The sequence below is a fragment of the Acidobacteriota bacterium genome (genome assembly GCA_022562055.1).
Taxonomy (GTDB): Bacteria; Actinomycetota; Acidimicrobiia; order Spongiisociales; family UBA5794; genus BMS3BBIN02.
In genome coordinates, this window is the sequence record JADFQA010000011.1 from 60,321 (window position 1) to 81,469 (window position 21,149).

Consider the following 21,149-nt stretch of genomic DNA (forward strand, 5'->3'; position numbering starts at 1 on the left):
ATGCAATGCCCCCTCTGTCAGACCGAAGATACCCGCGTCATTGACAGCAGACCAGCCGAAGGTGGAACCGCGATAAGACGCCGCCGATCGTGTCCGACGTGTGGCCACCGCTTCACGACATACGAGCGCGCTGCGGTGTTCAACGTGCTCAAGCGTGACGGCAGGATGGAGCCATTCGACGTCGAAAAAGTGCGCCGCGGTATCGCGTTTTGTCTAGCGGACCGAGCACCACAGCCCGGTTCGGTCGACGAGATTGCAGCAACCATTGAGATGCGAGTTGTGCAAGGCGGAGGCGACGTCACGGCGGACGACATCGGCCGCATGGTGTTGGATGCGCTCAAGGACATCGACCACGTCGCCTACCTACGGTTTGCTTCGGTGTACAAGGAGTTCCAAGGCGCCGAGGACTTCGAGCGCGAACTCGCTTCCTTAGACGTCAGCGACGAGGTCTAGCGTCTTATCAGGCGCCGAGCGATGTCCGGCGCCACTCAGGCCGCTACCCAAGAGCGATTGCAATCGCACCTGCCGCGGCGATCACTACCGCGACGATTTGGCGCTGAGTGACACGCTCTCGCAGATAGCGATGTCCGATCACGACAGCCAGAACAGTTGAAGTTTCTCGGAGACCCGACACAAGGCCGAGCGGCTCGGTGCGCGCCGCGATCATGACGAGGAGGTACGCAGCGGTTGATGCCAGGCTCCCGACGAAGAGTCTGGAAGGTTGAGCGACGACGGTTCGTCGCATTGCACTCCAACCCCGAGACACGACAACGATTGGTGTCAACGCAATCGAGTTCATCGTGAACACGAGTGAGATGAATTGCACGGTGTCATTGTTGGCGCGAACACCGGCGCCGTCCACGACCGTGTAAGCGGCAATCAGGATCCCGGTAGCGACCGCCCATTTCGTGCCGTGCATATTTTGAGAACTGATGAGTACAACGAGGCCGATCGTCACTAGGGCGATCCCTGCAACACCGACGATCGAAAGCGTGTCGCCGAGAAGCACGATGCCGCCAACGCTGATGAGAGTCGGAGCTATGCCGCGAGCGATGGGGTAGGCGACCGCGAGATCCGCATGTTCATAGGCTTTGGCTAGAAACAGGTTGTATCCCACGTGGAGCGCGGTGGAGACTGCCACAAGTGTCCACACCCGCATGTCGGGTAGGCCAACGAACACGAGAAGGCCGATGTTCACCAGCGCAGAGCCGGCGCCGATCGCCCAGGTCGTGATAAGCCGGTCGGCGCTGGCCTTGACTAGCCCGTTCCACAAAGCGTGAAGAATCGCGGCGCTAAGAACAAGGACCGTTGCGGTCGGAGACATCGAGGAACCTTAGTGCTCACCCACGTCGTAGGATCGCCGTGGCGGGAGCCGCGGTCACCCGTTGACATCGGAGAATTCGTTCCGGTTGTGATAACTAGGCGTTTACCACCCTAGGCGTTTACCACCAAGGCGATCGCGTCGGCGGTTTCGAGGATCAGCGTGTCCAGCGTGACACGTAGTGTTGCTAGCGCCTCGGTGAGGGATACCGTGACCGACAGTTCGCCTTCGTGGATATCGTTTGCTGCGTTTGCCGCAGTTGCCACATCTGCGTTTCGGAGAGCATCGAGATAGGTCACCTGGAGGCCTGACAGAGCGTCGAGCCACGATCGCAGGTTATCTCGGTGGTCGGCGAACGCTGCATCGGTTGGCAGTCCATTCGCAACCGTTGTCGAGTCCGCTAGATACGAGGCGAGGCTCACGGACAACGTGTTGACAGCCGCTGCGTCGGCAACGACGGGGAGGTCGGGCAGTTTCCCGACCGACGAGAGTGACGCCCTGTAGTCAAGAGCGGTCTTCAGGCGATCAGCGAGGGCTGACGACGATGTTGCGATCACTCCGATTTCGGAACGCAGAGAGTCGAGATCGTCTATCGGTGCTGAGGGGACGAGGGGCCAGGGCTGTGGCAATGGGGCTACAGCAACGGCTCGAACGATACTGGCCCGGCCGTCGAATGAAGCAAGGGGCGCGTACACCGCCCCGAGGTCGGCGGCGGATGTTGCGCCACCTGTAATAACGTCGAGGGCGTTCTGGGCGGCAACCATCTCACCATGAAGTGCAACCAAGGCAGACGTGTACTCATCGTGAGTGGCATCGGCAGCTCGTGATGGCTGGAAGAACGCGTACACACCCCCTGTCGCGATGAAGCTGAGCAACACAATCCAAGTCAACACGACAGAGATACGGAATCGGCGATCAGTGTCTGTATTGTCGTCCGAAACATCAGGTGGCGGGGTTTCCGCCAACCACAACGCACCGGCTACTTCGTTGGTCGTGGCGTCATCGGCAGTTTGGACGGCCGTCAGCGGATCGATTACGACCGACACTCGGTCTGTTGAATCAGACTCCGCGACCAGCCTGTAGAACCAGTGGCCTTGTGTTGTGTTCTCTGTGGTATCGGTCACCCGTGTTGCCCCTGCGGTTTCCAGAAGTCCTATTGTTGCAAGCCATGAAGATACATGTTTTTCGGCTTGACACCGAGCTTCCATTGCCTAAGCACAGTCACCCCGGCGATGCGGGCGTGGACCTCCGTTCGGTGATCGATGCATCGCTGGCACCAGGAGACCGGATTCTCGTGCCGACGGGAGTCGCCTTCGAGATCCCAGCTGGGTACTGCGGCCTCGTCCTCCCGCGCAGCGGTCTTGCTCTGAGGTCAGGCATCGGGATTGCGAACAGCCCCGGTCTCATTGATTCGGGGTACCGTGGCGAGCTGAAGGTGATGCTGATCAATCACGGTTCGGAACCTTTCGCTATCGTACGGGGCGATCGCATCGCCCAGTTAGTCATCACGCCGTTTGTAACCCAGGACATTGTTGAAATAAACGATCTGTCAGCTACTGCGCGAGGCGACGGCGGTTACGGGTCGACGGGAGCCTGACAACAAGTCAGCCTCTCGGGGCACCGTGGTAAACTGCCGGTCCTTGCGGACGTAGCTCAGTTGGTAGAGCGCAACCTTGCCAAGGTTGAGGTCGCCGGTTCGAACCCGGTCGTCCGCTCGACGAATGGATGGCTGGTGTCATCCGTTTTTTGGCGACATGGCCGAGTGGCTAGGCAAGGGTCTGCAAAACCCTGTACCCGGGTTCGAATCCCGGTGTCGCCTCCGCCGGTTATCATTCCGGTAAGCGGGCGCTTAGCTCAGCGGGAGAGCGCTGCCCTGACACGGTAGAGGTCACTGGTTCGATCCCAGTAGTGCCCACAAACGGTCAGTTCGATGGCTTTCGAGTTCTATTCGATCTCGAAACCCATTCACGTTCCGGGTTGTGTTTTCCAGTTTCTGCCTCGCTTATCGGTGAAGCCATGCGGGCGTCCGACGCGGTGCTTTGCTTCCATATATTGTTTGTGTAGCTTGAGTGGAAGAGGCAAACAGTGCCTGATACACCTGAGAATGGCGAACCAGGCGATGTCGACGAAACGGGCAGTACGACCTCCTCGCAGACGGAGTCATCATCTCACGACGACGTACTGCAGTCTGCATTCGACCAAACCGGGATGGACTCATGGAGTCGGTTGGAGGCAGCGCGGCTGCCCATCGTGCCCGGCGAAAAGACAGACGCGGAGAAGCGGGCCGAGCAAGATGCCAAGTTCGAGGACGCCATGCAACGAGACGCGGACGCCGCGCGCTCAGACCTTCCGAAGTCGGTCGTTGACGAATTGACGCCCGTGGTCGTCTTAGGATCCGCGACCCCACCCGACCAGACGTCACCCGAAGGTCCGGATGAATCTGATGCCGGTGAAGGGTTCGAATTCCAACCAGTGGGAGATCAGGGCTACATACCGCAGCCGTGGTGGAGGCAGTCGAAACCACTGAAGTGGACTCTGTTCGGCACGGCCGCAGTGCTTATAGGGGTTGGCGCAGTGGTGATCACAAACGGCACTGAGGCGACAGACGGGACCCAAGCGCCCTCTGTTGTCGTCGAGCAGGACCAGGCCAACCCGGTAGATTCGTCAGGAGCGTCCGGATCCGTGGGCATCGATACGCCCGCTGAAGATTCCGTCGACGCCACTTCTGACGCTACCAAAACATCGAGTGCGGCTGGAACGACCACGGATTCCGTGACCGACCCTCTCGGTGATCAATACCAGAGTTTCGATGATCTTGACCCAATAGACCCATCCAAGACTCGCGACGGCGTATCAGGGCAGGACGTTTTGGACAAGACCGACCTGATAGGGATGAGCGTGACCGTCAACAGCGCCGATGCCACAACCGAGATCGCGTTGACCTTCAGCGGCGCAGCGCAGGAAGTCCAGAATGCGTCGGGTCAGTCGCTCACGGGCGACGTTCTGATCTATCAGTCCAGCGGTCGAGTCCTCAACGTGCTGATCCGCAATGACGGTTCCGTAAAGATCTCCGACATTCCTGGAGGAATGAGTATCAGCTCGCGGTGGCTGACCCTAGATGAGTTTGTGATCGTGATCTTCGGGCTCTCTCTGGACCCGGCGACTCAAGTCGAGGCGTACGCGCTGATAGAAGCCTACGCGGGATTCATGACCGACCTAGTAACTCTGGTAACGTCGACGCCGTGAGGGGTTTCTCTGCTGTGGGGCCAAGGCTCCTGTGGACCTTGGGCTGCTTAGAACGACGATGACGGCAACATGGGCGCCTATGACAGATTGCGTCTAACCTCTGCTTGAGTCCTTGACGAGTGGAGAATCGCCTGGTGGGCCGTGTTACTGCTGCGTTGGTGGCGGGTATCCTGGTATTGACGTCATGTTCGAGCGCCGACAGCGGAACTGAAGTGGCCGACGCGTCGGCGACGCGATCCACCTCAGCGCCACCTGTGTCACAGGACATTCTCGACTTCATGCCCGGTTTTGGGGACCCTGGTGGCTGCGGACACGCACACAACGACTACCTGCATGATCGGCCATTGATCGGAGCCCTAGAAAGCGGCTTCTGCAGTGTGGAAGCCGATATTTGGGACCAACCTTCCGGGCTGCTGGTTGCACACGACCTTCGTGATGTCGACCCGGAAAGGACGCTGCAATCGCTGTACCTAGATCCCTTGCGGACATGGGTCGCGGAGCGTGGTGAGGCCTACAACTCGGGGCCGCTCATCCTGCTGGTCGACATCAAGTCGGACGCTTCGAGCACATACGCCGCTCTTCATGAAGTATTGAAACAATACAGCGACATACTCACAGTGTTCGAGGATGGTGCAGTCGAGGTAGGCGCGGTCACCGTGGTCGTTTCGGGGGCCCGCGATAGGGCCGCAATGGAGACACAGAGTCCGCGTTATGCAGCGTTGGATGGGCGCCTAGGAGACGTTGGTAATGAAGTGCCCATCGATCTCATGCCCCTTATCAGCGCCAACTGGCAGTCTGAGTTCGGTTGGGTCGGCATCGGTGAGCTGCGCGACGAAGAACGCACCAAGCTTGAGTCGTTGGTTGCCGCTGTCCACGCAGAAGGTCGACTCCTTCGATTCTGGAACATTCCCGACGAGGCCGTCGGTTGGCGCGAGATGCTTGATGCCGGCGTCGATCTTGTGAACACCGATGCCATCAAAGACCTGGCGAGTCTCCTGGCGCAGCGGTAGTTGAGGCGATAGCGCAGCACAAACCAATGGCGGTATCATGCGTTGCATGGTACTGTATCGGTATGAGTGAACAAGAGTTGATGCAGGAACTGGGAGAGATCCTTGACGAACTCGGCGTACTGCCCAATGACGCGTTCTCCGAGAGGTGGGCGCTCAAGGGTCGGCAGGGAGAACTCCGTTCCGAACTTGCCAATCTGCAGGCGGATCGACTCGCGGAGCAAAAGCTCGAGTGGGACCAGCAGGCTGCGAAGAAGCCATCCAACGGGGCTCCCGATTTTGTGAGTCCTATCTCGGGGAACGAGGGGTTGGCCGGGTCTGGCGGTTTCGGCTGCTGACATCGGCGGCCTTGTGCGGCCAGTTGTGCTGCCAGCGAGTTACCAAATTTCGACGCGAGCGTCACCGGTATTCACGAGCGGGGCGTCCGGCGCTAGTCCGAATGCCGCCGCAAACGGCGGGACATTCGCCAGCGTCCCATTGCATCGATAGTTGCCGGGTGAATGCGGGTCCACAGACAAGCGTAGCCGGGTGAACTCGTCTGTGACAGTGTTGCGCCACACTGTGGCGAACGCGAGGAAAAACCGCTGGTATGGCGTGAACCCGTCTATCTCGCTCCGGTCGCCGTCCGCCAACGCGGTCTCCAGGGCCACAAACGCGACAGAAACGCCGCCTAGATCGGCGATGTTCTCTCCGAGTGTGAGCTGGCCGTTCACGTTGAGATCGTCAAACACCGGATAGGCGCCATATTGTTTGGCCAGGAGTTCCGCACGATCGTTGAAACGCTCCCGATCATCGTCCGTCCACCAGTTGCGCAGCTCTCCGGTAGCGTCGAATTTGCTGCCTTGATCGTCGAACCCATGGGTGATTTCGTGACCGATAACCGCACCGATGGCGCCGTAGTTAACGGCGTCGTCGAGTTCGGGGTTGAAGAACGGCGGTTGAAGGATGCCGGCAGGAAACACAATCTCGTTCTGGAGCGGGTGGTAGTAAGCGTTCACTTCGTGCGCACCCATGCTCCACTCGGAGGCTACTGGTGTGCCGAGCTTGGCGAGCTTGCGAACGATTTCGAACCTCCTAGCGGCCAGGACGTTACCGAGGTACGAGTCGCGGGTAATGTCGAGTCCCGTGTAATCCCGCCATTCATCGGGGAACCCAATCTTTGGTGTCAACCCATTGAGCTTGACGAGCGCTTCCGAACGGGTTTCGTCTGACATCCACGTACGCGTCGTGATCGATGTCTCCATGGCCTGCATAAGTCTCGCGACCATCAAATCGCATCGTGTTTTAGCTGTCGGCGAGAATGCAACGCCTACGTATAGTCGCGAGATCTGGTCGCGGATCGAGACGGTTGCTGTCCCAAGGACCCGTTTCCATCGCTCTTTCTGTTCTTTCTGTCCGCCGAGAGTTTTCCCGTAGAACTCGAATGAGGTTTCATCGAAGCGCTTGGGGAGATACGCCGCGATCGATGCGACGAGTCGTATGCGCACGTACGCCCGCAGTGTGTCCAGGGGTGTGACGGCGACCAGGCTGGCCATCGTGTCGAAGAAACTCAGGTTGTCGACGCTCACAGACATCTTTTCATCCCCCGTGTGTGCTGCCGCGACGGCGGCGACGTCAAAGTCGGGTGTCGCCTCGCTGAGTTTCTCCAACGAGTACGTGTTGAGAGTCTTTTCGACATCACGAGCTTCTGTTGCGGTAAGCGATACCTCGGCGAGAGAGGTTTCGAACTGCATGACAGAGGCTGCTTCGTCGTCGTGCTGGCAGGTGGGATCGAGATGTGACAACATCGTCTGCACGTATCGAACGTAACCTTCCCTGATATCGATTGAGGTGTCGTCTTCTTTGAAGTAGTAGTCGCGTTCTGGCAGCCCAAGGCCACCCTCGGAGAGGTACAGCAGATAGCTTTCGGGATGGGCGTAGTCGGCTTGAACTCCCATGTGGAAGAGGCCTCCGAGACCGGCCGCGGCCATGTCCGTGATGAGTGAGTGCAGGTCGGTGAGCGAGTTGATGGCGTCAATACGTTTGAGCCAGACCTCGATCGGCTTCAAACTAGCTGCTTCGATGCCTTCGACGTCCATGCCGGCAACGTAGAAATCGCCAACCATTCTTTCGACGGGACTCGGCGGAATTCTTGCCGTGGCGGCACTCTCAAGGACTTCATGCAAGATGATCTCGTTGCGGTCGATTACCTCGTTGAACGCGGCCCACCGGCCGTACGCGGGTGGCACCGGGTTGGCATCGAGCCAACCACCGTTGGCGTATCGGTAGAAATCTGTGCCTGGGTCGGCGGAGCGGTCAAAGTTCGACTCATGGAGGGGCGGGGTGTCAAGATTCATTGGGTGAGCGTACCGTGGTCCAGCCGTGAGTCGAACGAGACCCTCGGCCAGTCTCTCCAGAACCACACTCAGCGTGGTCTATCCACTACAATGAGTGTGAGGGTACAAGGAGTAGGAATGGAAGATGAGCGTGTATTCACGGTTCATGAATTTCGCGAGCCACGAATAGTCCCCGGGCAAGCCCCCGTGGACCCAGTCGAGACCTTGCTGGGGTCATTTGCAACGGAAGGCGAAGCAGTCGCCGTAGGTCGCACCGCATGGGAAGCGTTTCGAGGATCCGAGTCACGCGATGTTGCATGGTGGCTGGTCCGGGCGTCCGGTGAGGAACTTGCGCGGTGGATTGCCGAGAGCAGGTCAAACGTCGAGCGAGTGTTGGATCTGCGAACGAATACGTTGGTTGAAATAAATCGCTGAACAGCGTGCGGATCGGCGGCGCGATGTGTGCTCGCGCTAAAGTCGTTAGCGACACATCCATTGACTACGGGGAGCACGACACATGAGCTCGAAATCGATACCCGCCGCCATTTTTCACAACGCGCAAACGCGTCCGGATAAACCCGCCTATTTCGTGAAGCAGGCTGGCGCGTGGCAGCCGACGTCGTTTGCCACATACGCTGGCGAGGTTCGCAGCGCCGCAAAGTCATTGCATGCGTTGGGGATCTCGAAGGGTCAGACCGTCAACATCCTCGGGTTCAACCGGCCCGAGTGGATCATTGCCGACGTCGCGGCGATGTGCCTGGGTGCGGTCGCTGCCGGCATCTACACAACAAACTCTCCTGCTGAGTGCAAGTACATCATCTCGCATTCTGAAAGTCCGGTCATCTTTCTTGAGGACGTCGGGCAGTGGGAGAAGGTCAACGCAGTGCGCGACGATCTTCCCGATCTCAACAAGGTAGTCATGATGAAGGGCGCCGGTTCTATCAATGATGACCTGGTGTTGTCGTGGGAAGAGTTCATGGCGTTGGGGGAAGATGTCGAGGACAGTGTTGTTTCTGACGGAATCGCTGCTCTGCAGCCAGGAGATTTGGCGACGCTGATTTACACGTCAGGGACGACTGGTCCGCCGAAGGGTGTGATGCTCTCGGTAGACAACCTCTATTTTACCGCATCACGAGCCGTCAAGCTGTTCGACCTCAACGACTCAGACGTGGGAATCTCGTATCTTCCGCTGTCGCACATTGCCGAGCAGACCTTCAGCATTCACGGCCCGACGCTGGCGGGCTGGCCTGTGTACTTTGCGGAATCGATCGAAGCGCTTCCCGGCAACCTCACCGAGGTACGGCCAACGGTGTTCTTTGCCGTCCCACGCGTGTGGGAGCGTTTCCATGCGGCGGTGTCGGCAAAACTATCCGAGGCCACAGGCATCAAGGCGAAACTTGCCGCGTGGGCTCTCGGCGTCGGTTCCCAGGTGTCCCATCTGAAGCTTGCCGGCAAGAAACCGTCGGGGTTACTGGCTTTGCAGTATGCGGTTGCCGAAAAGCTCGTGCTTAGCAAGGTAAAAGGCGCGCTCGGCCTCGACCGGGTGAAGTTCGCCGCCGTGGGGGCGGCGCCAATCTCTGTCGAGGTTCTCGAATTCATTGCATCGCTCGACATCGTGGTCTGGGAGATTTACGGCCAGTCCGAAGACACTGGCCCGACCACCACAAACTATGTGGGCAAGGCGAAGTTCGGCACAGTCGGGGCCCCGTTTCCGGAGACCGAAGTGAAAATCGCCGCGGATGGGGAGATTCTTGTCAAGGGACGCCACGTCTTCATGGGGTACTTCAAGGCGCCAGAGGCAACCGCAGAGACGCTCATCGACGGTTGGCTCCAGTCGGGAGACCTTGGATCGTTCGACAGCGATGGACTCTTGTCGATAACCGGGCGGAAGAAGGACGTCATCATCACCGCGGGAGGCAAGAACGTTGCACCGGCGGCGTTTGAGTCGGCGATGAAGGATCATCCGTTGGTGTCCGAAGCCATCCTGATTGGCGACAGACGCAAATTCTTGTCCGCCTTGGTGACCGTCGACGAGGAGGCCGCTGCAGCTTTTATGGAAAAGCACGGGCTGAGTGGCCCGGCGCACAGCTCCCCCGAAGTGCATGCATCCATTCAAGAGAAGGTTGACGCGGTCAACGAGAAGTTTGCTCGGGTTGAGCAGATCAAGAAGTTCGTGATCCTCAGCCGTCAGCTTTCGATCGAGGGCGGCGAGCTGACTCCCACGCTCAAAGTGAAGCGAAACAAAGTCACCGAACACTTCGCCAACGAGATCGAGGAAATGTATGCCGGCTAGCGACTGGTTGCACCCGCCAATCGCTGTACACCGTTGTCGACCGTCGGGACGGCTACAGCGCTTCGGTATCATGTCGCCACCATGAGTACCTCACCCGAGACCGTCATCGAAATCACCGACGAAGCAATGGAGCAAATCCTTGCGCTGCGCGACCAGGAGGCAATTCCCGGTCTCGCCCTTGGAATCCGTATTTCGGGGGTGGGTTCACAAGGATTCATCTATGAGACCTCGTTCCTCAGGCCCGAAGATGTCAATGCTGATGACCACATAGAACAGCACTCGTCTATGCCCGTGGCGATCCCACAGGACAGCGTTGAGCGGTTGCAGGGTGCGGTCCTCGATCTCACCCCGGACAGCGGTGGGCTCGTTCTGCGAAACCCGAACCCGGCAACACCGCCACTGGGTGATCCGAATGAGGAGATCGAACTCGTCGGATCGGTGGACGAGCGGATTCGTACGCTCCTCGAGAAGCGCATCAACCCTGCAATCGCTAGCCACGGAGGGATCGCGACGCTCGTCAGGGTCGAGGAACCTATTGCGTATCTGGAACTCGGCGGCGGTTGCCAAGGATGCGGTCTGGCAGCCGTGACTTTGAGGCAGGGGATCGAGACGACCATCAAGGACAAGATCCCCGAAATCGACGAAGTCGTCGACGTAACCGACCACGAACTCGGCGAGAACCCCTTCTACGTGTAGGGAGTCCGCCCGGGTAGCTAGCAATACGACCGGCGCGGTGGTGGTCGACGACCGTGAACAGGTGGTTGTCCGTGCGAGCGAACTCCCCGCAGGCGGCTACTCAGTCATTTCATTGAGCGACTGCGAAGGCTTCGAACGAGTTCGCGGCAACTAAATGGCTTGTGATGGTGCTTCTTGGTGTGTGTTGATATGAAGAAGGCCACCCGGCGCAGGGTGGCCTTCTTCGCTGGGAGGGGTTGACGGGAGTGGAACGTCCTGCGCAGCCGTGCGCGTCATGGCCGATGGTAAGGCGCCCACTCCCGCCAAGCCTACGCGGGTTGCTTTGCGCGGCCCTCGTCGGCCCCTCGACCTTGCGCACCGGCTGATTTCGCGGTTTTCCGCATTGCGTTGATTGCGGCGATGGTGCTTGAAGCAGCCTCGGGACCGATACGAGGGAGTTTGGCGGAGCGTCGTGCGTAGAACGAACCACGTTGTGGTCGCCCGTTGCTCTCCATCTCTTTGCCCTCGTCCGTTTCGGCGACGGTCTCAAGATCGGACTCGGCCCGTGCAACGGAGTCGACCTCTTTGGTGTCATCGTCGGTCGAATCATCGTTGTGCAACGCGACGAGCGCCGCTAGCTGGTCAGGATCAGTGCTGTCCTCGCTGCTGGCGGCTTCGACAACCGCGTCCGCGGTCGAAACATCATCCGCTGGAGTGCTCGTCGGTTCTGCGGATGGCACCGAGCCAACCTCATGCGCGAGCGTTTCCTCGGCCGTATCCGCAGCGTGACCCTCGCGTGTTGGGCCGGAGATTGTCTGCTCCGATTCCGCGCTGTCGCTCGTAGGTACGGAAGTCTCTGGGAGCGGTTCTTCTCCCGCGTGCGCTGCGGAAGTAACGATATCCGCGGCTGGAGTGGCGTCTGGGTCTGGTCGGGTGCGGGCGGTAGCACCGATCATCGCTTCAAGTTCGCTTGCGGGCAGGGTGACCGCCATTGTCGTGGACAGGGAACGGATCTCGTCGAGCGCCCCAGCGGCGATCGCCGTCAGTTGCGCTTCGAGAGCAGCGGTCGCTTTCTTCAGTTGTGTCGCTCGCGAGGCGGTTGACTGCACCACCCGATCGTACTCCGAGCGGAGCAATTCAAGCTCTACATCGCGTGACGCCAGAGCTTCGACGGTCTCAGCCTTCACGCGCTCGAGGAGCGTGATTGCTTCGTCACGCGCAGTTCGCAGGATCTGCTCGGCTTCGGCATTGGCCGTTTCGGTAGTGGACGCCGCGGCTTCCCACGCCGCTGCTTTGGTAGCGTCCGCCTCAGTCTGAGCTTCGCCGATGATTGCGTCGACACCGTTTGTGGCGCTTGCGGCCTTCTGCTCGGCCTCTGCGATGATCGTTTCCGCCATATGGGTAGCGTTAGATGTTGCCGTTTCGGCGTCGGTTCGTGAGATGGCCAGGAGTTCCATGGCTTCACGCTTGGCACCATCAAGGATCTTGGCCGCTTCTGTGTCCGCTTCCTCTTTTGCTGTGGCGACAGCCTCTTCGGCGGAAGCAAGGAGTTCGTCCTTAGTCTTGGTCGCGGCAACCAGCGTAAGATGAATTGCCTCTTCCTGCTCTTTGGCGGCAGCGACGGAGGCACCGAGTTCGACAAGGCGCAGAGCCTGTTCATCGTGGCTGTTGGCCAGTTTACGAACCTGGGAATCAAGGAACTCGTCAACCTGAGCGGTGTCGTAGCCCTTTCTTCCGATGGTGAATTCGACCTTGAGGTCCGAAAAAGCTCCCATGAATGTCAACCTTTGTGCGCCGTGTTGACCTTCCACCATCCATTCTGTGCCCACAGTGAGTATACGGGCAACCGCGTTGGGTAGTCAACCTAGTTATTTCAGACCCCTTCGGCTGGTCACGAAAACTATGGCGCGGGCCGTGTCTAGCCCGGGGTGGTCGCGAGCTCAGCTACCTGGTCGCACAGCAGACGCATGGTTGCCACGAATTCGAGCCGGTTGGAGATGCTGGTTGGGGAACCCTCCAAGAGGTTTCGGTATTTGGCGAGCGAGAGGGCGGATTCGAACAAAGGGTTACTAACAGATTCCGGGCTGGCAATTGCTTGCTGACGCAGATACTGACCACCGAGGCTCATGGCATCCTTCTTGATCGTCTTCTCGTCGAGTTGCGAGACGTATGTATCGCGTTCGATGACCTCAGCGATGATTCGGTACGATTCGAAGAAAGGCCGGAGAACCAGCGGGGCCATCTTCGGATCGAATCCGTGGAGCAAAGCGCCGACATCGCCCGACTTGAGCAAAGATCTCCATGAGCTATTGCGACGCAACAGCTCATGGCGGACTTCGCCGACAAACGCGTCTATGGCGGGGAAGAAGAACTCAAACTTCAAGAGGTCGCGAAGTTCAAGCGCCTCGTCGAAAACGGACCGCGCTGCATCTGGATCGGTGCGCACTCGAACAAGAGCGAGTTCTGTGATGGCCGTGGTCACGAAGAAGTGGATGATGGTGTTCCGGTAGTACGACGCAGCTAGATGTTGACGGTGGGCGATTGAGTAGATCGGTTCGTCGACGCCATCGAACTCCTCGACGATCCCGTGTGTGATGAGAGAATTGAGCGATTTACGGATCTGCTCATCGGCTTGGAAGTCGAGCGGTTCGGTCGTTGGCAGCGAGCGCACCGCGACAAACGTCGCAATCGGTTGCAGCATGTTCTGGAGGTCTGCAAAGTTCATCGCTGAGCCATCGCCCGAAAGCAACACCATCGACACCAGAGAGATGGGTGTGATCGGAGTGACCTCGTTAATCCTGGTCGAGACTTCAAATGCGAGCTTTGGGATTACGGTGGAACGGGGATCGTCGGCCTCCTCGTCGATACCAACACTCGCGAGGAACTCGGCTAGCTGGATCGGGGCGCCAAACCGCACATAGATGCGTCCGTAACTATCGCTCAAATCCTTGCTGAGCTGACGAAACAGCCAGCCGGCTCCTTCGCTCTGCTTCGTGCCGCCGCTGGCTTCGGCGACGTGTGCGCTGACGTCTTGGATCTGGTCATACGCGATCGACACGGGGATGAACATTACGTCCTCGCATGCCCCGCGCTCGTACGCCTCGACAACATAGGACAACATCCCGTAGCGGGGAGGCCTGAGCTTGCCGGTGCGAGATCTGCCACCTTCGATGTACCACTCGAGCGAGAATCGGCGAGACAGGAGGTAATCGAGATAGCGGCGAAGAGCGAATTTGTATGGGGCGTTGTTCTTGAAGTCGCGCCGGATGAAAAACGCCCCGGTGCGCCTCAAGAATGGCCCAATCGGAAAAAAGTTCATGTTGATCCCCGCAGCGGTGTGGGTCTGGGGCAATCCGTTCTCATAGAACAAGTGCTGGAGAGTGAGGTGATCAAAGTTCGATTTGTGCGACGGGAGGAACACCAGTGGGACTGTCTCTGACATGCGACAGACTGCAGCGAGTTCGTCGCTGTCATAGTCAATGTCAACATACGCCTTGGAGACGAGCCATTTGATAGCACTTGCGACGAGGTCAATCGTCCACCACCGATGACGTGCCGCGATCTCGTTGATGTACCGGCCCGTGCGCGCAGCCATCACCTCGTATGAGACGTCCGCGTCCTGAGCGAGTTCGGCGACACCTTTCGTGAACTGGTTCGACGCAACGATGTCGTCCTTGACGAACTTGGCAACCTTGTACCTTGAACCACGAAGATGGCGTTCGGCGCGCTCTAGATCGAGCCAGGCTTTCCCGGCGACATGTGAGGCAAAAGCGGTTCCATCGTCGCGGCCACCTGAAAGCGCCTTCTCCCAACCGTTGCGGAGTACCGAGGCGTGCGTCGCGGTGCCGATGAGGATCCTCACCCTGTCGGGATGGCGATAGTACAGGTACACCTGCCGGAGCACGTTCGGATCACGGGGGTCCCCCAGGGCGAGCAACTCACGCAGGCGTGCAACGCGTAACCCGTTCCTTTTCTTCGAGGGCAACCACGCGATCCGAAGCGGGATCAGCAATGGGTCGGAGTCTGTGTCGAGGAATGCTCCGAGACGGGGATCGGACTTGCCTGCTCGGCGCCGTCGGCGGCGTGTCGTCGGGAGCAGGGCGACCTGGACGTCGCCCTTGCGCGCATCGCTCGGGCGGAGCCGCCGTATCCACGAGTCAAGGATCCGCCGCTCTATCGGTCCAGACACCTCAAGCACAGTGAGGTAGGGTCCGTTGTCGCGGGGCCAATCCGGTTCGTTTCTTACGGGTCCCGGGGTAGGAAGCAGGCGTAGCACATGATTGAGTGTAGAGCGGACCGCTGCTGCGGTGCCGCTGACCAGCGCGTCGTTATGCCAGGAACGTCGCGTTGGCTTCCCAGAGCGCCTCGGTCTGATCGATGTGGTCTCGTGCCGTGTCGTGAAGATGCTGTGCAACGTACGCAACGAGAAGTTCGGCGATAGCAACGGCCGGGACCGAACTGTCGAAGGGGCCGATCGCGGGGATGTAGAGTTCGCACCATGTGTCCGTGACAGCGGCGAGAGGGGACAGCGGGCCGTCCGTGATCGCGACGACGTTGACGCCTGTCCGCGCAAGCGCACCGGCGGCGATGACGGCGTGACGACGATACCTGGAGAAGTCGAAAACAACCGCGGCGTCACCGGGCGCTGCACCGGCGAGTTCGCTGGCGCTTGAGTGTTCCTCCACGAGGTGAACGTTCGAACGAATCATGCAAAGACCGCTGTGGAGTGCATGCGCTCCGGCCCGTGAAGTTTCGCCGGAGATTATCCACACGTTCTCGGCAGCGACGACTGGATCTGCAAGCAAGGCAATCTTTTCGTCGGCGACTGCATCGAACACCGCACTCAACGCTCGCTCGAGAGCAACCCGCAGCGGAACCGTTGACGTGTCCGCCAGCCGTATTCGCTCACTCGGACGCGACATCTGGTCGGACATCTCCTCCTGTGCGCGCCGTTGGAGGGCCGAATAGCCTTCGAAACCGAGCTTCGTGGCGAATCGTACGATCGACGGTCTGCTGGTTCCGATACCCGAAGCGAGCGCCGACACTGTCCCGAACGCGAGCAGCGTTGGATCGTCAAGAACGGCCGACGCAATGCGCCTCTCAGTCGGTGTGAGGCGAACACCCGTCGACGCGACGAGGTCCGAAATAGACGGCTGTAGCGCGGTGTTGTGCATCGCGTTACATTAACATCATACGAATGTGCGTCCGGTTACACTATTTGCTTGGGATACGCGGGCATCCCGATGTGGTTGTCGACGAGACCAGAGAGACGAGACCAGAGTTCATGAGTACATCAGATAAGTACGCTCCAACAGCCAGGGAACAGGCTTTCCTTGATACCGTCGTGAACCCCAAGTACGACCGTCAAATCATCAACGGACTGGGTCCGTTTTTTGAGGATCGCGCACCCGAAGATGTCCTTGGCTTCTATTCGCAAGACGAGATTGCGGTTCTCCGATCTCTCAAAGGCACCGACCGTGACGTTGAGGCTCGAATGCCCGTCAAGATCACGAAACACTACTTCGAGATGGCCCAATCGAGCGCTCCGCTCCGGAGGCTCGTGAAAGCAAGCTCTGACGAAACAGAGAGCCTTGCTGGGTCGGAAGATCCCGGCTTCCAAATGGACTACAGCCCGGTGGAGGGACTGCTACACAAGTATGAGATGGGCCTGATGTATGTCATTTCGACATGCTCGTCGCATTGTCGGTTCTGCTATCGAGAAGAGCTCATCGGTCGTAAGGAGATAGTGCGTCAGGACGGAACCGTTGCCAAGAAGGGCCTTGCCCAGATCAAGGACATCACCGACTATATCAAGACGCACAACAAGGAAGTCACTGACAACGGCGGTACACATCCAGATTCAGGTCGCGAACGACTGCGAGAGATCTTGCTGTCCGGCGGCGACCCGATGGTTCTACCCAACACCAAGATTGCAGCCTGGTTCTCCGCATTGGCGGAGGTGGGCATCGAGTCCATTCGCCTCGGAACGAAGGAGATGGCGTTTCACCCCGACCGTTTCGATGAGGCATTTCTGGCAATGCTGGACGGCTTTCATGGGACGTACCCCGACGTCGGTCTGCGGATGATGATCCACTTCAACCATCCGGACGAGTTTCTTCTCAAGGACAACGACGGCAACTACGTCGAGAACGAGAATGGTTCATTGAAGTGGAACCCCTCCGCACGACGCGCAATGGATGGACTCACCGCCCGTGGCTGGCTCACCATTGAGAACCAGTCGCCGATCATCAAAGGCATCAACGATGACCCGGACGCGCTGCGGATCATGCAGCGTGCCCTCAAGCACGTCGGCGCCGAGAATCACTATTTCTTCTGCGGGCGCGACATCATTGCATACAAGGCTTTCAACGTACCCATCGAATCAGCATGGGAGATTCTCAACGAATCGCAGAAGGGGCTGTCGGGTGTCGAGACGCACGCCCGGCTCTCCATCACCCATTACAAGGGAAAAACCGAGGTCGTTGCTGTGACCAACGATCCGATCCCCGGCGTTCCGTTGGCGGAGAACGGCGTCGTCATCTTCAAGATCCTCCGCAACGTTGCCGATGCGCCCGACCGGGGCAAGGTCTGTATCGTCGGGCGTAACCCCGATGCACTTTGGTTCGATGGGTATGCCGATCGAGTTATCTACGACGAGGCAGGGCTTTTTGATTACACAAGAGTCCAGGCCGCTAGTACCGGCGCACGGGTCGCGATTGCTACTGGCGGCGACGTTTAGGAGCATGAGCACGAGACGAGAGGGCGATGATCGATAAGCGTGTGCCGAGCGTTGGCGATGCCGTTGCGGACGTGTTCGATGGTGCGACGGTCATGGTTGGCGGTTTCGGAGAGGCGGGCAGCCCGATCGAGCTAATCCATGCACTCATAGACCACGGCGCGACAAACCTGACAGTTGTCAACAACAACACCGGAAGCGGCGAGGTCGGGCTCGCTGCCCTGATCAAGGCGGGCCGAGTGTCGACGATGATTTGCTCATATCCGAGGACCGCCAACTCGACGGTGTTTCCCGAGTTGTATCGCAGCGGCCGCATCGCGCTCGAACTGGTGCCCCAAGGCACTCTTGCCGAACGGATCCGCGCCGGCGGCGCTGGAATAGCGGCGTTCTACACACCGACGTCGGTCGGAACACCTCTGGAGGAAGGCAAAGAACGTCGCACCTTTGAGGGTCGCGACTACGTTCTCGAACACGGGCTGCGAGCCGACTTTGCCCTCATCAAGGGGGAGCGTGCGGATGTTCACGGTAACGTGGTCTACAACAAGACAGCCCGCAATTTCGGTCCGGTGATGGCGATGGCCGCTGCGACGACGATCGTGCAGGTTTCCGAGATCGTTGCGGTGGGTGAGTTGGACCCCGAGACTATTGTGAGTCCAGGGATCTTTGTACATCGAGTGGTCGAAGTGGCCAACGCGGCGCACGAGTCAGCGCTTGTTGCTGCGGGGGAGTCGTACCCGTGAATGGTGCAACTGCCTCACTCGGTCTCACCCGTGACGAGATGGCGCGTCGCGTCGCGCTCGACATCCCCGACGGGTCTTATGTAAACCTCGGCATCGGTCTGCCAGAGCTGATCACCAACCATGTACCCGAGGGTCGTCAACTGATCTATCACACCGAGAACGGGCTGCTCGGCATGGGGAGTCCGCCAGAGCCAGGGATGGGCGACCCTGAGCTGATCAATGCCGGCAAACAGCGCGTGACCGCCAACCCGGGTGCGGCCTATTTTCACCACGCCGACAGTTTTGCGATGATCCGGGGCGGCCATATCGACGTATGTGTTTTGGGGGCGTTACAAGTGTCGCACAGGGGTGACCTCGCCAACTGGTCGACGGGGGCGGCGGATGCGATCCCGGCCGTCGGGGGAGCAATGGACCTCGTAGCAGGTGTAAAAACGATCCTTGTGGTCACCCAACACTGCACCAAGACAGGTGAACCTAAGCTGGTCGAGTCGTGCACGTACCCGCTTACCGGCCCATCTGTGGTGGATCGGATTTACACCGATCTTGCTGTGATCGACATTACCGGGGACGGCTTTCAGCTCGTGGAATTGAGTCCCGGCGTGAGTTTTGACCACGTGCAGGAGCGCACCGGTGCGACGCTGTTGCCAATCCCTCGGCGTGGAGCGACATGAAGAATCGCCAATCCAAGAGCGCGGCGCTTTATGAACGGGCGCTCAGAGTGCTGCCTGGTGGTGTCAGCCGAAACACCGTGTTGCGGGCGCCCCATCCGATGTACGCCGACTACGCCAGCGGCTGCCATGTCACTGACATCGAGGGTATCGAACGCATCGATTTTGCGAACAACATGGCGTCGCTCATCCACGGCCACGCCCACCCGGCGATTGTTGCCGCGGTGACGGAACAGCTCGCCAAGGGCACCGCGTTCATGATGGCAACCGAGATCGAAGTTCGATACGCGGAGTATCTCTGCGACCGGGTCCTCAGTTTCCAAAAGCTGAGATTTGTGAATTCGGGCACAGAGGCCGTCATGGGTGCGGTGAAGGCGTCGCGGGCGTTCACCGGTCGGCCCAAGATTGCGAAAGTCGAGGGTGCCTACCACGGCCAGTACGACTACGCCGAGGTGAGCCAAACGTCCAAGCCGCAGAGCTGGGGGAGCGTGGACGCTCCTCGCAGCGTGCCTGTGGTGTACGGGACCCCAGCGTCAGCGCTTGCTGATGTCGTGGTCATCCCCTTCAACGACCCCGAGCGGGCAATCGCGATCCTCGACGAGCACAGCGGCGAGATCGCATGCGTGCTGCTGGACCTCATGCCGCACCGTGTTGGCTTGATCCCCGCTGATGCTGAGTTTGTTGCCGCCCTGCGCGCATGGACGATTCGTGATGGGTCGCTGCTCGTCCTCGATGAGGTGATCACGTTTCGCTCAGAGTTCGCAGGGGCGCAATCCTGGTACGACCTTGAACCTGATTTAACTGCGCTGGGCAAGCTGATCGGCGGCGGTTTCCCAGTGGGTGCGATCGCAGGACGGGCTGACGTCATGGATGTGATGAACCCGCTTGCCGACACTGTGTTGTTCCCTCATTCGGGCACGTTTTCGGCGAACCCGATAACGATGACGGCCGGGTTGACTGCGATGAAACTGTATGACGAGGATGCCATTGATCGAGTCAACGCGTTAGCCGCGCGGGCGACGGATGGCATCAGGGATGCAATTTCGTCGACTGGAGCGAAGGCATGTGTGACGGGCCGCGGGTCGATGTTCAGAGTGCATCTCTCGCCACACCCCCCGTCGAACTATCGCGAGGCCTTTGCAAGCGCCGAGGACACCCGTCGCCTCAAGGTGCTGCTTGATCACCTCTTCGAGGCGGGCCTCATCATGATCAACACCTGCTCTGCCACTATCTCCACAGCCATGGGTGAAGCCGAGATTGACACGCTGGTCGCAGCCATGGAGGGTGGCCTACAGAAGCTAGCCGACTCCGCATAGCTGTGTACGCGGCGTAGGAACAGGCCCCGAACGTGGCTGGTGCCCCCCTGGGGGGGCACCAGATCAACAAAATCAGGGGGTTGTTACTTGTCGCTGCCGAGTAGGCCGCCAAGCATCCCCTTGGCCTGGTCGAGCATGCCACCGACATCGAGACCGCCGCCGCCACCCCCGCTGCCCCCGTCACCGTCGAAGAGGGCGTTGACCGCGCCGGCCATTGGTCCAGGCAGCTTGTCACCAATGAAACCAATAACCATGCCGACGACCTGCTCGAGCTTGTCGACCGGGAGACCGGTCTTTTCCACCAACTGCTTCATCAATTCTTCCAACTGAGGATCCTCCTGACAGATGTCCGTTGCGAAAATGAGTGTAGAGCAACCGAACCTTTGGCTTCTGGCGCTTTTACAGCCCATATATCGTCGTGGGCAGCGCCAGAAGCCAAAGTTGGGTCGCGAGACCCTGAGATCGGGGTCACCCCGTGTCCCTTACGTTGCTACAATCGTTGATTATCCGGGCGCTTAGCTCAGCGGGAGAGCGCTGCCTTCACACGGCAGAAGTCACTGGTTCGATCCCAGTAGTGCCCACCCTCGAAACCCCCTGTAAAATGGGGGTTTCCCCAATGAACACTGGGCTTTCCGTGTGCCCACCGTCCGACTTCGTTTCCCGTCGTTGCCCGTCAAAACCCGTCGTTTCGCGCCCTCCTGCGCCCTTTTCGCGCCCTCTGATTTGGCTCTCCCCGACCCATCGCCGTCGAGTGCGGGTAAGGTGCGATCCCAGGACGACGAACGGAGACCAACATGAGCACACCAACAGTCACAATCGAACACGCCCTGGA

Annotated in this window: 19 protein-coding genes and 4 tRNA genes; 16 read left to right on the plus strand and 7 right to left on the minus strand. The window is 59.3% G+C overall.

Annotation, left to right across the window (positions count from 1 at the left end):
• On the plus strand, positions 1–453 hold the full coding sequence (nrdR, locus tag IIC71_05440; GenBank protein MCH7668636.1) for a transcriptional repressor NrdR: 453 nt from the start codon (positions 1–3) through the stop codon (positions 451–453).
• 43 nt (positions 454–496) lie between these two features.
• Here the strand turns inward: nrdR and IIC71_05445 are convergent, their stop codons facing one another.
• Both IIC71_05445 and IIC71_05450 read right to left on the minus strand, forming a co-directional pair.
• Complete coding sequence (locus IIC71_05445; protein ID MCH7668637.1) at positions 497–1,324, minus strand: EamA family transporter; 828 nt, start codon at positions 1,322–1,324, stop codon at positions 497–499.
• A gap of 110 nt (positions 1,325–1,434) precedes the next feature.
• Entirely contained in the window at positions 1,435–2,445 is a 1,011-nt protein-coding gene (locus IIC71_05450) for a hypothetical protein (GenBank protein ID MCH7668638.1), read from the minus strand.
• 44 nt (positions 2,446–2,489) lie between these two features.
• Here IIC71_05450 and dut point away from each other — a divergent pair, with 44 nt between their 5' ends.
• The 7 genes from dut (at position 2,490) to IIC71_05485 (ending at position 5,912) form a co-directional block, all read left to right on the plus strand.
• On the plus strand, positions 2,490–2,918 hold the full coding sequence (dut, locus tag IIC71_05455; protein ID MCH7668639.1) for a dUTP diphosphatase: 429 nt from the start codon (positions 2,490–2,492) through the stop codon (positions 2,916–2,918).
• Positions 2,919–2,963: 45 nt separating this feature from the next.
• A tRNA-Gly gene (locus IIC71_05460) sits at positions 2,964–3,036 on the plus strand.
• A 33-nt stretch (positions 3,037–3,069) separates the two neighbouring features.
• Positions 3,070–3,140, plus strand: a tRNA-Cys gene (locus tag IIC71_05465).
• A gap of 24 nt (positions 3,141–3,164) precedes the next feature.
• Positions 3,165–3,236: transfer RNA gene (locus IIC71_05470), tRNA-Val, on the plus strand.
• Between the two features lie 170 nt (positions 3,237–3,406).
• Entirely contained in the window at positions 3,407–4,567 is a 1,161-nt protein-coding gene (locus IIC71_05475; GenBank protein ID MCH7668640.1) for a hypothetical protein, read from the plus strand.
• Positions 4,568–4,701: 134 nt separating this feature from the next.
• On the plus strand, positions 4,702–5,577 hold the full coding sequence (locus IIC71_05480; GenBank protein ID MCH7668641.1) for a hypothetical protein: 876 nt from the start codon (positions 4,702–4,704) through the stop codon (positions 5,575–5,577).
• Positions 5,578–5,639: 62 nt separating this feature from the next.
• Positions 5,640–5,912: a hypothetical protein gene (locus IIC71_05485; GenBank protein MCH7668642.1), complete on the plus strand. Its 273-nt coding sequence runs from the start codon at positions 5,640–5,642 to the stop codon at positions 5,910–5,912.
• A gap of 39 nt (positions 5,913–5,951) precedes the next feature.
• On the opposite strand, the gene IIC71_05490 is transcribed toward IIC71_05485, so the two are convergent.
• Positions 5,952–7,910, minus strand: a complete 1,959-nt coding sequence (locus IIC71_05490) for a M13 family metallopeptidase (GenBank protein ID MCH7668643.1) — start codon at positions 7,908–7,910, stop codon at positions 5,952–5,954.
• Between the two features lie 117 nt (positions 7,911–8,027).
• Between IIC71_05490 and IIC71_05495 the strand changes: the two genes are divergently transcribed.
• The 3 genes from IIC71_05495 (at position 8,028) to IIC71_05505 (ending at position 10,878) form a co-directional block, all read left to right on the plus strand.
• The gene (locus IIC71_05495) at positions 8,028–8,324 is read left to right on the plus strand and encodes a hypothetical protein (GenBank protein ID MCH7668644.1); all 297 of its coding nucleotides are present in this window, start codon (positions 8,028–8,030) and stop codon (positions 8,322–8,324) included.
• A gap of 82 nt (positions 8,325–8,406) precedes the next feature.
• On the plus strand, positions 8,407–10,182 hold the full coding sequence (locus tag IIC71_05500) for an AMP-binding protein (GenBank protein MCH7668645.1): 1,776 nt from the start codon (positions 8,407–8,409) through the stop codon (positions 10,180–10,182).
• A gap of 81 nt (positions 10,183–10,263) precedes the next feature.
• Complete coding sequence (locus tag IIC71_05505; protein MCH7668646.1) at positions 10,264–10,878, plus strand: NifU family protein; 615 nt, start codon at positions 10,264–10,266, stop codon at positions 10,876–10,878.
• Between the two features lie 308 nt (positions 10,879–11,186).
• Here the strand turns inward: IIC71_05505 and IIC71_05510 are convergent, their stop codons facing one another.
• The 3 genes from IIC71_05510 to IIC71_05520 all read right to left on the minus strand — a co-directional run bounded on the left by IIC71_05510 (position 11,187) and on the right by IIC71_05520 (position 16,031).
• A complete protein-coding gene (locus IIC71_05510) occupies positions 11,187–12,632 on the minus strand; it encodes a DivIVA domain-containing protein (GenBank protein MCH7668647.1) in 1,446 nt (481 codons plus the stop codon).
• Between the two features lie 143 nt (positions 12,633–12,775).
• Entirely contained in the window at positions 12,776–15,133 is a 2,358-nt protein-coding gene (locus IIC71_05515; protein ID MCH7668648.1) for a 1-acyl-sn-glycerol-3-phosphate acyltransferase, read from the minus strand.
• A 52-nt stretch (positions 15,134–15,185) separates the two neighbouring features.
• On the minus strand, positions 15,186–16,031 hold the full coding sequence (locus tag IIC71_05520; GenBank protein ID MCH7668649.1) for a MurR/RpiR family transcriptional regulator: 846 nt from the start codon (positions 16,029–16,031) through the stop codon (positions 15,186–15,188).
• A 110-nt stretch (positions 16,032–16,141) separates the two neighbouring features.
• Between IIC71_05520 and IIC71_05525 the strand changes: the two genes are divergently transcribed.
• The 4 genes from IIC71_05525 to IIC71_05540 are packed head-to-tail and all read left to right on the plus strand — an operon-like array spanning position 16,142 to position 20,317.
• The gene (locus tag IIC71_05525; protein MCH7668650.1) at positions 16,142–17,596 is read left to right on the plus strand and encodes a hypothetical protein; all 1,455 of its coding nucleotides are present in this window, start codon (positions 16,142–16,144) and stop codon (positions 17,594–17,596) included.
• A gap of 26 nt (positions 17,597–17,622) precedes the next feature.
• Complete coding sequence (locus IIC71_05530; GenBank protein ID MCH7668651.1) at positions 17,623–18,333, plus strand: 3-oxoacid CoA-transferase subunit A; 711 nt, start codon at positions 17,623–17,625, stop codon at positions 18,331–18,333.
• 38 nt (positions 18,334–18,371) lie between these two features.
• A complete protein-coding gene (locus tag IIC71_05535) occupies positions 18,372–19,004 on the plus strand; it encodes a 3-oxoacid CoA-transferase subunit B (GenBank protein ID MCH7668652.1) in 633 nt (210 codons plus the stop codon).
• Positions 19,001–20,317, plus strand: coding sequence for an aspartate aminotransferase family protein (locus IIC71_05540; GenBank protein ID MCH7668653.1), 1,317 nt, complete (start codon positions 19,001–19,003; stop codon positions 20,315–20,317). The genes IIC71_05535 and IIC71_05540 overlap by 4 nt, the downstream gene beginning before the upstream one ends.
• Positions 20,318–20,400: 83 nt before the next feature.
• On the opposite strand, the gene IIC71_05545 is transcribed toward IIC71_05540, so the two are convergent.
• On the minus strand, positions 20,401–20,631 hold the full coding sequence (locus IIC71_05545) for a hypothetical protein (protein MCH7668654.1): 231 nt from the start codon (positions 20,629–20,631) through the stop codon (positions 20,401–20,403).
• Positions 20,632–20,826: 195 nt separating this feature from the next.
• Between IIC71_05545 and IIC71_05550 the strand changes: the two genes are divergently transcribed.
• Positions 20,827–20,898: transfer RNA gene (locus tag IIC71_05550), tRNA-Val, on the plus strand.
• Positions 20,899–21,149: the final 251 nt, after the last annotated feature.

Coding starts and splice junctions, on each gene's coding strand:
- IIC71_05545 (MCH7668654.1), bottom strand. CDS start 20,631: ATGAAGCAGTTGGTGGAAAAGACCGGTCTCCCGGTCGACAAGCTCGAG.
- IIC71_05485 (MCH7668642.1), top strand. CDS start 5,640: ATGAGTGAACAAGAGTTGATGCAGGAACTGGGAGAGATCCTTGACGAA.
- dut (MCH7668639.1), top strand. CDS start 2,490: ATGAAGATACATGTTTTTCGGCTTGACACCGAGCTTCCATTGCCTAAG.
- IIC71_05495 (MCH7668644.1), top strand. CDS start 8,028: ATGGAAGATGAGCGTGTATTCACGGTTCATGAATTTCGCGAGCCACGA.
- nrdR (MCH7668636.1), top strand. CDS start 1: ATGCAATGCCCCCTCTGTCAGACCGAAGATACCCGCGTCATTGACAGC.
- IIC71_05535 (MCH7668652.1), top strand. CDS start 18,372: ATGGCGCGTCGCGTCGCGCTCGACATCCCCGACGGGTCTTATGTAAAC.
- IIC71_05530 (MCH7668651.1), top strand. CDS start 17,623: ATGATCGATAAGCGTGTGCCGAGCGTTGGCGATGCCGTTGCGGACGTG.
- IIC71_05500 (MCH7668645.1), top strand. CDS start 8,407: ATGAGCTCGAAATCGATACCCGCCGCCATTTTTCACAACGCGCAAACG.
- IIC71_05505 (MCH7668646.1), top strand. CDS start 10,264: ATGAGTACCTCACCCGAGACCGTCATCGAAATCACCGACGAAGCAATG.
- IIC71_05510 (MCH7668647.1), bottom strand. CDS start 12,632: ATGGGAGCTTTTTCGGACCTCAAGGTCGAATTCACCATCGGAAGAAAG.
- IIC71_05540 (MCH7668653.1), top strand. CDS start 19,001: ATGAAGAATCGCCAATCCAAGAGCGCGGCGCTTTATGAACGGGCGCTC.
- IIC71_05490 (MCH7668643.1), bottom strand. CDS start 7,910: ATGAATCTTGACACCCCGCCCCTCCATGAGTCGAACTTTGACCGCTCC.
- IIC71_05445 (MCH7668637.1), bottom strand. CDS start 1,324: ATGTCTCCGACCGCAACGGTCCTTGTTCTTAGCGCCGCGATTCTTCAC.
- IIC71_05520 (MCH7668649.1), bottom strand. CDS start 16,031: ATGCACAACACCGCGCTACAGCCGTCTATTTCGGACCTCGTCGCGTCG.
- IIC71_05525 (MCH7668650.1), top strand. CDS start 16,142: ATGAGTACATCAGATAAGTACGCTCCAACAGCCAGGGAACAGGCTTTC.